This window comes from Nonomuraea glycinis, assembly GCF_014646515.1.
Lineage (GTDB): Bacteria > Actinomycetota > Actinomycetes > Streptosporangiales > Streptosporangiaceae > Nonomuraea > Nonomuraea glycinis.
The window spans coordinates 1,056,228-1,066,084 of the sequence record NZ_BMNK01000001.1; the positions used below are offsets into that span (position 1 = coordinate 1,056,228).

Below are 9,857 nucleotides of genomic sequence, written 5' to 3' on the forward strand. Positions count from 1 at the left end.
GCATCGAAAAGGGGACGAGCCCCGGAGCGGGCGGACAGCTGCCAGGCCATGCGCCCGCTCCAGGGACGCAGGTGCGGCTAAGCCGCCTTCGGTGTGGCCACGGTGATGGCCTCGGCGCGAAAGCCGAGACCGGACCGGCCGTTCATCGACCAGAAGAACGCCGCCAGGCCGACCGGCCGGACCTGTACGCCCTCGGGGATCTGCGGGAACGTCACGCTCGGGAACGTCACCACGATCACCGGGTTGCGCCGGTCGTCGTTCGGCTTGGGCAGGAGCGGGATCGTGTACAGCTCCCGCCCCTCGGCGTCCCGCTTCACCTCGCCGGTGGCGCGGTCCACGATCTTGGGCTCGGACTCACCGGCGACGATGAAGGCCAGGTTGGTGATGTCGACGGGGATGTTGCGCATGGTGAACTCCTCTGAAAAGTTGCCTAACTTGGCTAGGCATCTCTGCTGACGAGTTCATGTTGCCCAGCATGGCTAGCCATGTCAAGCATGTGCGAGTAACTGGACTAGGCAACCTAGAAGAACTAGGCTGATTTGCGTGATGAGTCTCGATCCCGACGACCCCCGCCCGCCGTACCAGCAGGTCGCCAACGCCCTACGCGCCGCGATCCTGACCAAGAAGTTCGAGCCGGGGGAGAAGCTCCCCTCAGGCCACGACCTGGCCAAGACGTACGGCGTGGCGCGCATGACCATCCAGCAGGCCATCCGCCTGCTCCGCGACGAGGGCCTGGTCGTCTCCCGGCAAGGCAGCGGCGTGTTCGTCCGCGAGCGCACCGAACGGCCCGTCGAACTCCGCCCGCACATCGAACGGGCCTTCGAGGAGCCGAACGTCTCCATCGACTTCGCCGGCTTCTCCGGCGAGACCCTCAACGGGATGCTTCAAGAACCGCTGGACAAGATCCGGCTCGGACGGCTCACACCCGAGTCCATCAGCATCCGCATCCTGGTCCCCGACATGGAACACCCCATGTCCCTGCCCTGCCGCGCCGAAGACCTGAGCGACGATCCGGTGATCCGCACCCGCGCCCTGCGCATCCAGCAGCGCAGCACCCAGGCCATCGCCGACGCCGTCCACGAACTGGCCGACCTCGGACTCGTCAAGACCGCCACCGTCCACGTACGCGCCCACCAGACCGCGCCCGCGTTCAAGTTCTACGTGATCAACCGCGAGCGGGTGTTCTTCGGCTTCTACCCCGTCGTCAAGCACACCGTGCGCATCAAGGGAGAGCCGCACGAGCTGTACGACGTCATGGGCAAGGACGCACTGCTCTTCCACTACGAGATCACCGAAGACCCCGCCTCGATGGCCTCCCAGTACGTCACCGAGACCCGCCGCTGGTTCGACAGCATGTGGACCACCATCAGCCGCGAGGTCGACCTATGACCCCCGCAGCCGACCTCCTACGCCAGGCCGATGCCGTGCTGCTCGACTTCGACGGCCCCGTGTGCAACATCTTCGCCGGGCTGCCCGCGTCCGTGGTCGCTTCCCGGCTCAAGGAACTGCTCATCAGAGAGGGGGTACGACTGCCGCAGGACGTCGAAGCGCTGGACGACCCGCTCAAAGTGCTGCGCCGTACCGCCGACATCGCGCCCGAACTGGTCGACAAGGTCGAGACCGCGCTCATGGCCAACGAGGTCGAGGCAGCGACCTGCGCCGCGATCACACCGGGCGTTCGCGAGTTCCTCGAAGCTTGCGCAGTGGTCGGCAAGCCGGTCGCCATCGTGAGCAACAACTCCGAGCCCGCCATCGAGACCTTCCTTGCCCTGACGGACTTGGGGGAGTGGGTCACCGCGGTATCCGGGCGCCCCATCGGAGAGCCGGAACAGATGAAACCGCATCCGCAATCGACGCTACGCGCATGCAAGGCGCTGGGAGTTGAGCCTGCACGGGCCGTACTGATCGGAGACTCCGACTTCGATATGCAAGCCGCAAGCAGCGCAGGAATCCGCAGCATCGCCTACGCCAATGAGCAGGGGAAGGCCGAGAGCCTCACGCAGGCTGGAGCCGATGCGGTGACCCGCAGCATGGCCGAGCTTGCGGAGCAGCGGTAACGACGCCCAACCGACAGGCAGATAGGGCGGTTGTCTAGTCCCATGAGATGCCTGACGTTTCTGTCCCACGACATCGGCGACAGGTGATCTAGGAAACATGGTCGACCTTGTACGGCCGATGCACTTTGACGTTGCGGACCGGCAGATCGGTGGTGCGGTGCACCGTGCGCGGTCCTTCCTCCAGGTCGATGGTCAGCGTGGTGTCGCTGACGTGCACGGTGACGACCTGGCCGGCGTGCAGGCGGCCGAGGGAGACGGCCTGCCGGGTGACCATGATCACGCCGAAGGCGTTCGCGCGCCGCTGCACTGTGACCGGTGACCGCTCCGGAACCGGCGGCGGCCCCGCCGGGCGGGCGCCACGCAGCTGCAGGCACTTGGCCCAGATCAGCGGGTTCGGGCGGGTACGCAGCAGTTGGCGGCTGTCGGGGTCGAGGAACATCAGCGTGTTCTCCTCAATCCGGATGGTGACCCGGCGCCCGCCCAGGATCTCCGCCGCCAGCAGATACCGGCCGGCCAGGCTGACCATGCCGTACTTGTTCACCGTCCGCTCCACCTCCACCACCGCGTCGCTCTCCGCCTGCGGCAGCGGCGACGGCCCCGCCGACCGGCCACCATCGGCGAACAACCGGGCCAGATCACTGGTCGACAGATGTGAGCGCAGGCTCTTCAACCGCACCCCGCCGACCAGCAGATGGATCACATTCACATCCGCCCAGAACGTGATCACCTGACCGGCGCGGGCCGGACCCAGCCAGAACTGCTTACCCGCCACCCCCAGGTTGCCGCTGGCCGGCACCACCCGCTCGAACTCGATCGGCCCACCCGACCAGGCCGCCGCCGGACTCGCCGCCCGCTCAGCCCCGCGCTCGCCCTCGTCGCTGCTCTTGCTGTTGATTCGGCCCTTCGGCGCCGCAGGCGTGACGTCGGCCGCCATCTCCTGCGCGTCAGGCGGCGGGTCGGGCTGCGCGGTCAAGATGGCCGGCAGGCGCAGCGGCAGCAGTTCCCGCTCCGCCTGGCTCACCGGGACGAACCGGTCGGCCGGGACCGCCATGTCCAGGCTCTGATGCGGCCGGGCGGTGTTGTAATGGGTCACCCACGCATCCAGCGCGGCCTGGAAGGCGGCCAGGTCCTCGAACGGGTCAGCGTCGTCCAGCAGCTCGCGGCGCATCGACTGGTGGAAGCGCTCCACCTTGCCGGTCGTCGTCGGTGAACGCGGCTGCGTGAGCCGGTGCACGATCGCGTTGTCCCGGCAGATCCGGTCGAACAGCACCTCACCGCCATGCCCGAACCGTGCGGTGAACTGCTTGCCATTGTCCGTCAGCACCTCACCCGGCGCCCCGAACGCTCGCAACGCCTCAGTAAAGGCGAGGCAGACGGCCCGGCCGGTGGCCCGCACCACCGCCTTGGCGACCACACAGAAGCGCGAATGGTCATCCACGCCGGTGACCACCTTCACCTCGCACCCATCGGCCAGGAACACACCGCCCACGATGTCCATCTGCCATAACTCCATCGGCGCCTCACGCTGCCAGCGCCGATAGACCTTCTTGCGCCGCCCCGCACCGGGGTCGATCAGCCCGTGACGCACCAGCGCCCGATACACCCCCATCCGCGACGGCGGCGGATCCACCCCGCGCAGGCCGGCCTCATGCGCCAACCGGACCGGACCCCACCGCGGATGCTGGCGACGCAGCTCACACACCAGCACCTCCACCCGCGCACTCATCTGCGACGGAGACGAACGCGGCCGCCGCGAACGGTCCACCAGGCCACCAAGCCCGGACTCCCGATAACGCGACACCCAGCCCGACAACGTCTGCCGCGCCACCCCCACCTCACGCGCGACCTCGGTCACCGAACCACCCGCCAGCACCGCCAGCACAGCCCGATACCGCTGCTCCACCACGGACATATCCACCAGGGCCAATCCCGGCCTCCCGACGCACGACGCCGCAACGACGCACGCCAGACTGGCCGATGACAGCACCTGTCGCCCATGTCCTGGGACTCATCCGTCAAGCATGTCCCGGGACAACACAAAGCCGGGCAGGGCGGCCCATGATTCATACCTTCCCTACGTCATCAAGCCGCCGCCCGATGGGCGGCGGGCGGCCGGGCGGTCCGGGCGGGCGTGCGGCCTCTTCGGGCCGGTCCCGCCCGGCCACCCCGCCGCCACAACGGACGCACAGCCCCGAAGCTCGACAGAACCAGAACCAGCCTCGCATGACGTGTTATCGTCCGCTTGCCCCCTCAAACGGTGCATAAGGGTGCCCGAGGCGTAGCCGAACCAGTGGGAGGAAGAGGCGACCTGGGGGTAACCGCACGTCCGTGGCCCACGCTCGGGGTCCTGAATAATCCCCACTGGACCTTGTAAAAGCGCCTCCGGCGGGAGCACTCCGGCACCGAGGTGATCGCCACACGGCCCTGGACGTTGATGGGTGGCTGGGGGCTGATCACCTCGCACACCATCGACTCAGGCAAGCCCAGCAGACCGGCTCCTCCGTATCAAGCCCGGCTCTGACCGCAGGACAACGCATGATCGAGGAACGGCTACCGGCGAACGTGCACGCGAAGCCGAGCTTGACACTCCGTCCCCGGCCCGCTGCCGCTACGCGGTGAGTCGACGGCGTACGAGGTGATCAGATGGTGGTGCTGTAGGTGGGCGAAATAACCACGCGAGGCGATAAGTGATCAAGAGTATTATCGAGTCCCATGGGAAACAACAGTCCGGACCTCCGCTTCGGCATCAAGGTCGCGGGATTGCGCTCACGTACATGGCGCGTTCGGTCGGGCGTCTCGAAGCCTGAGCTCTTTCTAGAGCGAGAAGGACTGGAGAAGGCTGCGCATATCAGCCTCCACGAATCGGGATCCTGGCACTATAAGACGAACAAGCGGGAGAGTGTGCGCTGGACACGCCCGGCAGAGATCGCAGCAGGGTTCACCCGTGCAGTCCTGATCGTTCAGCCGGTTGCTGTCGCCATGATTTCGCTCGCTGATCCTGATGGTGTGCACCTCATCGAGGTGGATGAGGACTCAGATGCGATGAACTTCGACGTCTTCATCGAGCGGCCCGGCACCGATCTCTCTAGCTGGCCGGGGCGGACTGCCATGGGTACGGTCCTGGTCGGAAGGATTCCTCTAGCGAACAACGCCGGATGGTGCTCGGTGGTAGCCCGTCAGGCGCCGCTGTCCGACCCCATAGAGCTTCCTCGTCCGGACGAGGACACGATCGAGAAGATGCGAGAGGCCGCTGAGCAAGATGGCCTTTATATGACATCTGTGCACGACGTTTCGGACGGAACGATGGCCTTTGTGGATGGCCGTCTGATCTTCAACTCCCATTCGTAATGGTGTGAGGTTAGACGGCGCTGACTGCTCTACCCGGCCGAAGCGCTGTGGTTGTAACAAGAACAGCGCGTGTGCGCGCTTCGGGATAGGTCGGCTGGGTGACCAACTGGGTGACGATCGAGGCGTACGAGCGCGGACGTTCACGGACCTTGTCTGACTGTTTCCCCAGGTAGAGGCTCGCTATTGGCCCTTTCTGCGTGACGATCAAGTGGCTTTGGGAGCAAGAAGTCGCAGGTTCAAATCCTGTCGCCCCGACTTGCCTGACCAGCACGAAGGCCACTCACCGAATTCGGGAGTGGCCTTCTGCGTGACCACGGCTCCACGCGGCCCTCGAAGGCGCGGTTCAGGGCCAAGCTGACCCTCCCCATGCCGGTGGGAGCGCGATGGACGGGCTCCAAGATCGTCCTTTACACTGGCCGACGGCGTCTCACCTTGAACAAGTGCACAGCGTGAGGGGCTCCGTGCCATCTGCGGCGGGGTGATGTCCCCCCGCTGCGTCCTGAGCAGTGGGCCGCCCATGGTGAGTTCGCCCGGCGGTCCGCCGGGCGAAGGAAGGTGTGCCGATTGTCCAGCGACGTCTCCCTAGAGCCGACATATCCGGATTCGCCGTCCGCAAGTCCCGCGACGAGCGCCTCGACTCCGCCGGCCGCCACGCTCAGCCCGTGCCCGCACACCCCGACGTGCCCGTCCTCCGTGTGCCTCCCACCGGGTCTACGCGACGGCGGACCCCCGGCCACCGCTGACCGGGGCGCCGTCATCCCCTCCTCGGCGGCCGGCGGCGGTGTCGAGTTCCGTACCGATACGATCGCTTCGTTCGCCGAGGTGATGGATGCGGCGGCCAACGTGGTCGACCAGCTCAAGGCGGCCACCCCTAGATTCGACGGAGGGAATCTCGCACCCGTCGCCGGCATCCCGATGATCGGGCTGGTGTTCGTCGGCAGGCTCAACGACGTCGCCGACACCTGGGCGGACTGCGCGGAGATCCTGCGCGGCGTGCTGGAGAAGGACGGCGGGAAGCTCTTCAAGGTCGCCGAGAACTACCGTGCCGCCAACGAGCGGACCGTGACCGCCATCGAGAAGACAGACCCCTGGAAGACAGCCTCATGACGCCTCCCCAGCCCCCCAAGCTGAACTTGCCCAGCAGGATGCCCACGCCCGGCCCGGGCCGGCTCAACGTGTACGACCCCAACGGCAAGCTCATGCGGACCGTCAGCTTCGGGCAGCGTACGGACCCCGGATTCTTCAAGAACGTGGTGGCCCAGGTACGCAGTCACAACAAGCCGATCCGGCTCGGGCTGGCCATGTCCGGCTTCGGCGTGGCGGGAGGGGCGCTGGTGGTGGCCTCCGTCGTGAACCTCGGCAACCCCTTCCTCTTCTACGACCGCCGGGAACGGTGGATGGAGCTGCACGGCCACCTCAAGGGCAGTGCCTGGGACGTGTGGATCACCTACTTCAGCGTGATCTCGGGCAACTGGAAGGGCCACGCGGTCGACACGCTCCAGCAGTACCTCCGGTTCAAGCTGATCGGCATGTTCGACCAACTCGGCAGCATCGCCAAGGACATGACCGGCACCATGAACAGCCAGTACAAGGAGGTGCTGGAGTACGATCTGTCGGCCGCCGCGATGTGGGCCACCGCCGCGCCGGTCTTCAAGGCGCTCACCAAGATGAGCGCCCACCCGGTCGGCCGGGTCGCCCTGATGACGCAGGCCGGCGTTTTCCTCACCGCCGCCGGCACCATGCTCAAGCAGTTCTCGGACGTCTACAACAAGTACGAGAGCGAGCTCAAGGATCTCGCGCTCAAGCTCGACGAAGTGCAGGGCATCTTCTACAAGATGGGCAATCCCGACATGGGCGCCCGCGATCTGCACGTACACCCGGACGTCGAGAAGATCGACCACTGGCAGCCCGCCTCCGCGGAGGGGGCCAGATGACGCACAGTGACGCCTTCAACGAGGGCAGGGAAGGTGACATCCCCGGGCTGATCCGCGAGATCGAGGGCTGGGTCGACGCGTTCGCCGGCGCGCTGCGCGGCCTGGAGGAGCAGCGGATGACCGGTGCCGACGACACGGGCCGGGTGGCGGCCACGGTCTCGGGCTCCGGACGGCTGCTGCGGGTGGCGATCGACCCCAGAGCGATGCGAGACCTGGACCATGTCGCCCTCGGCCAGGCCGTCCTCCAGGCCGTCGGCGCCGCTCGCGGCGCGATGGGCGAAGGGCTGACCGCGACGATGGACACCCTGACCGGCGGCCGGCCAGAGCCCGACCTGGACGTACTGGAGAAGTATTTCGACGCGGTCCTGCGCGAGGAGTGAGCATGGACGAGATGCGGGAGCTGCGGATGCTCGCCGAACGACTCGCGGGGGCGTCCGCCAGGATCGACCCGATCGTCGAGGAGTGGAGCGCGCGCACCTTCACCGGCTCGGCCGCCGGTGGTGGTGTCGTCGCGACGGTGGATCCGGCGGGGACACTCCTGGCGCTCGACATCAGCGAGCTGAGCAAGCGCAGGCACGACGGTGTGACGCTCGGGGACGCGGTGGTCCAGGCCGTGCACGCGGCCGAGCGGGTGGCCGAGCGGGCCAAGGCCGCGATGATGCGGGAGCTGGAGGCCGCGGCGGGGCCGCACCTCGGCGGCCTGCTCGGCGACGCCCAACGCAGCTTCGAGGCCCGCGCGAACCGCGAACCGGAGTGACTCCGGGAGCCTGCCCGGCGGCGAGGCAGGGCTGAACGTTTCACGATCCGTCTCGGCGAGACCAGGCCGCCGGATGGGGCCGATCAGGTGGCCGTCCGCGCGCGGTGGCCGCGAAGGAAGAAGAATGTAACTGTGATGCGAATCTCTTCGATGGCCGCCGGGGCGGCGGCGGTGTCGCTGCTGGCCGCGTTCGTCGTCTCGTCGACGACCCTGGTGGCGATCTTCTGCCTGTTCAGCCTGCTGTGCCTGGCCGCCTGGTTCGTGCTGGAACGCCGCGGAGACTGACCGGATGGTTTACGGTTCGGTCCGAAAAAGCGCCCACACGGCCTTGCCGCCGTGCGCCAGCGGGTCCCAACCCCAGCACTGACTGTACGTTTCGACGATGTAAAGGCCGCGCCCGTTCTCGGAGACGAAGTCCGGCTCCTTGGGGCGGGGCACGTCGTCACTGGGGTCGGCCACGGCCAGCAGCACGTGCGGCACCACCCGCATCAGCAGCAGGGTGATCTCACGCCGGCCGCGGGCGTACATCGCGTATCTGACGGCGTTCGTCACGAGCTCCGACACCACGAGCGCCGCGTCGTCGCCGAGCTCCGGCAGGCCCCAGCCCCGGAGGGTGGAACGCGTCACATCCCTAGCGGTCTTGACCGAATCGGCCTGGAAGGGCAGGGGGCACGAAGTGGTGTACGGCTTGCCCGAGGTGAGCAGGTGATCGAAGCCCACCTCGCGGGTGATCTGCAGGCAGTCGGCAGTAACCAAAGGGTCCTCCACCATCCCGCCCGTACCTCCCAGATGCCGTCTCAGTTCGTGCATGTTTCGCCCAAAATGCACTAGCCCATCATGGGACACCATCACGTGTCGCTGCAAGACCCAAATGCACGTGCATGTGCAATGTGCAATCGCATGAGCGGTAACTGGTTACGTATCCGAATCGGACACCAGGTTGAGACCTTGTCATACCCAGCGATGTGGTGTCACTGTGTGTGCGGACCTTGATAGGAGGCAACGTGACGCAGAACCAGCCGGGCTCCGGGCCGACGGCGTTGCGCATCCTCCTTGGCTCCCAGCTTCGACGGCTGCGGGAAAGCAGGGGAGTCACGCGCGAGGAGGCGGGCCACCTCATCAGAGGCTCCGAATCCAAGATCAGCCGCATGGAGCTCGGTCGGGTCGGATTCAAGGAGCGCGACGTGGCCGACCTGCTCACGCTCTACGGAGTCGTCGACGACCAAGCCCGGGCCGCGGTGCTCGATCTGGTCGTCACGGCCAACGAGCCCGGCTGGTGGCATCGCTTCAACGACATCCTGCCCACCTGGTTCCAGGCGTACGTCGGCCTCGAGGAGGCGGCGGCCCGGATCAGGACGTACGAGGTGCAGTTCGTGCCAGGGCTGCTGCAGACCAAGGAGTACGCGCGCGCCGTCGTGACGGCGGGATCGGCCGGGCTCGGCGCCGAGGAGATCTCCCGGCGGGTCGACCTGCGCCTGGAGCGCCAGCGGGTGTTCGACAAACCCGACGGCCCGGTCTTCTGGGCGGTCATCGACGAGGCGGCGCTGCGCCGCCCCATCGGCGGCGCCGAGGTGATGCGCGCCCAGCTCGAACACCTCGCCGAGTTGATGCGCCAGCCGAACATCACGATCCAGATCATGCCGTTCAGCTTCGGCGGACACAGTGCCGAGGGCGGCGCGTTCAGCATCCTGCGCTTCCCCGATCACGACCTGCCCGACGTGATCTACGTGGAGCAGCTCGCCAGCGCCCTCTACCTGGACA

General features: G+C 67.0%; 11 protein-coding genes and 1 pseudogene. 9 read left to right on the forward strand and 3 right to left on the reverse strand.

The window, feature by feature from the left end; all coding sequences use genetic code 11:
* Nucleotides 1-77 precede the first annotated feature (77 nt).
* Nucleotides 78-407, reverse strand: coding sequence for an SCO3933 family regulatory protein (locus IEY87_RS04930; protein WP_189137225.1), 330 nt, complete (start codon nucleotides 405-407; stop codon nucleotides 78-80).
* A gap of 139 nt (nucleotides 408-546) precedes the next feature.
* Here IEY87_RS04930 and IEY87_RS04935 point away from each other — a divergent pair, with 139 nt between their 5' ends.
* Both IEY87_RS04935 and IEY87_RS04940 read left to right on the forward strand, forming a co-directional pair.
* Nucleotides 547-1,389: a GntR family transcriptional regulator gene (locus tag IEY87_RS04935; protein WP_189137332.1), complete on the forward strand. Its 843-nt coding sequence runs from the start codon at nucleotides 547-549 to the stop codon at nucleotides 1,387-1,389.
* Entirely contained in the window at nucleotides 1,386-2,057 is a 672-nt protein-coding gene (locus IEY87_RS04940; protein WP_189137226.1) for an HAD family hydrolase, read from the forward strand. The genes IEY87_RS04935 and IEY87_RS04940 overlap by 4 nt, the downstream gene beginning before the upstream one ends.
* Nucleotides 2,058-2,595: 538 nt before the next feature.
* On the opposite strand, the pseudogene IEY87_RS04945 reads toward IEY87_RS04940, so the two are convergent.
* Nucleotides 2,596-3,969 (reverse strand): annotated as a pseudogene (locus IEY87_RS04945) (IS481 family transposase); the annotation flags it as partial.
* Between the two features lie 800 nt (nucleotides 3,970-4,769).
* On the opposite strand from IEY87_RS04945, the gene IEY87_RS04950 reads away from it, so the two are divergent.
* From IEY87_RS04950 to IEY87_RS04975, 6 genes are all read left to right on the forward strand, one after another.
* Nucleotides 4,770-5,405, forward strand: a complete 636-nt coding sequence (locus IEY87_RS04950; RefSeq protein WP_189137228.1) for a hypothetical protein — start codon at nucleotides 4,770-4,772, stop codon at nucleotides 5,403-5,405.
* A 693-nt stretch (nucleotides 5,406-6,098) separates the two neighbouring features.
* Entirely contained in the window at nucleotides 6,099-6,512 is a 414-nt protein-coding gene (locus tag IEY87_RS04955) for a hypothetical protein (protein ID WP_189137229.1), read from the forward strand.
* The gene (locus IEY87_RS04960; RefSeq protein WP_189137230.1) at nucleotides 6,509-7,339 is read left to right on the forward strand and encodes a hypothetical protein; all 831 of its coding nucleotides are present in this window, start codon (nucleotides 6,509-6,511) and stop codon (nucleotides 7,337-7,339) included. The genes IEY87_RS04955 and IEY87_RS04960 overlap by 4 nt, the downstream gene beginning before the upstream one ends.
* Nucleotides 7,336-7,719, forward strand: a complete 384-nt coding sequence (locus IEY87_RS04965) for a YbaB/EbfC family nucleoid-associated protein (protein WP_189137231.1) — start codon at nucleotides 7,336-7,338, stop codon at nucleotides 7,717-7,719. The genes IEY87_RS04960 and IEY87_RS04965 overlap by 4 nt, the downstream gene beginning before the upstream one ends.
* A gap of 2 nt (nucleotides 7,720-7,721) precedes the next feature.
* Complete coding sequence (locus IEY87_RS04970; RefSeq protein ID WP_189137232.1) at nucleotides 7,722-8,096, forward strand: YbaB/EbfC family nucleoid-associated protein; 375 nt, start codon at nucleotides 7,722-7,724, stop codon at nucleotides 8,094-8,096.
* A 135-nt stretch (nucleotides 8,097-8,231) separates the two neighbouring features.
* Nucleotides 8,232-8,381, forward strand: a complete 150-nt coding sequence (locus tag IEY87_RS04975; protein ID WP_189137233.1) for a hypothetical protein — start codon at nucleotides 8,232-8,234, stop codon at nucleotides 8,379-8,381.
* A gap of 9 nt (nucleotides 8,382-8,390) precedes the next feature.
* On the opposite strand, the gene IEY87_RS04980 is transcribed toward IEY87_RS04975, so the two are convergent.
* The gene (locus IEY87_RS04980) at nucleotides 8,391-8,852 is read right to left on the reverse strand and encodes an ATP-binding protein (protein WP_225278024.1); all 462 of its coding nucleotides are present in this window, start codon (nucleotides 8,850-8,852) and stop codon (nucleotides 8,391-8,393) included.
* Nucleotides 8,853-9,100: 248 nt separating this feature from the next.
* On the opposite strand from IEY87_RS04980, the gene IEY87_RS04985 reads away from it, so the two are divergent.
* Nucleotides 9,101-9,857, forward strand: a 757-nt coding sequence (locus IEY87_RS04985) for a Sco1979 family transcriptional regulator (RefSeq protein WP_189137235.1), incomplete at its 3' end; no start/stop codon positions are given.

What these genes read in the sequence shown, in the direction of transcription:
- IEY87_RS04935 (WP_189137332.1), top strand. Translation starts at nt 547, where the DNA reads ATGAGTCTCGATCCCGACGACCCCCGCCCGCCGTACCAGCAGGTCGCC.
- IEY87_RS04930 (WP_189137225.1), bottom strand. Translation starts at nt 407, where the DNA reads ATGCGCAACATCCCCGTCGACATCACCAACCTGGCCTTCATCGTCGCC.
- IEY87_RS04960 (WP_189137230.1), top strand. Translation starts at nt 6,509, where the DNA reads ATGACGCCTCCCCAGCCCCCCAAGCTGAACTTGCCCAGCAGGATGCCC.
- IEY87_RS04950 (WP_189137228.1), top strand. Translation starts at nt 4,770, where the DNA reads ATGGGAAACAACAGTCCGGACCTCCGCTTCGGCATCAAGGTCGCGGGA.
- IEY87_RS04970 (WP_189137232.1), top strand. Translation starts at nt 7,722, where the DNA reads ATGGACGAGATGCGGGAGCTGCGGATGCTCGCCGAACGACTCGCGGGG.
- IEY87_RS04975 (WP_189137233.1), top strand. Translation starts at nt 8,232, where the DNA reads ATGCGAATCTCTTCGATGGCCGCCGGGGCGGCGGCGGTGTCGCTGCTG.
- IEY87_RS04940 (WP_189137226.1), top strand. Translation starts at nt 1,386, where the DNA reads ATGACCCCCGCAGCCGACCTCCTACGCCAGGCCGATGCCGTGCTGCTC.
- IEY87_RS04965 (WP_189137231.1), top strand. Translation starts at nt 7,336, where the DNA reads ATGACGCACAGTGACGCCTTCAACGAGGGCAGGGAAGGTGACATCCCC.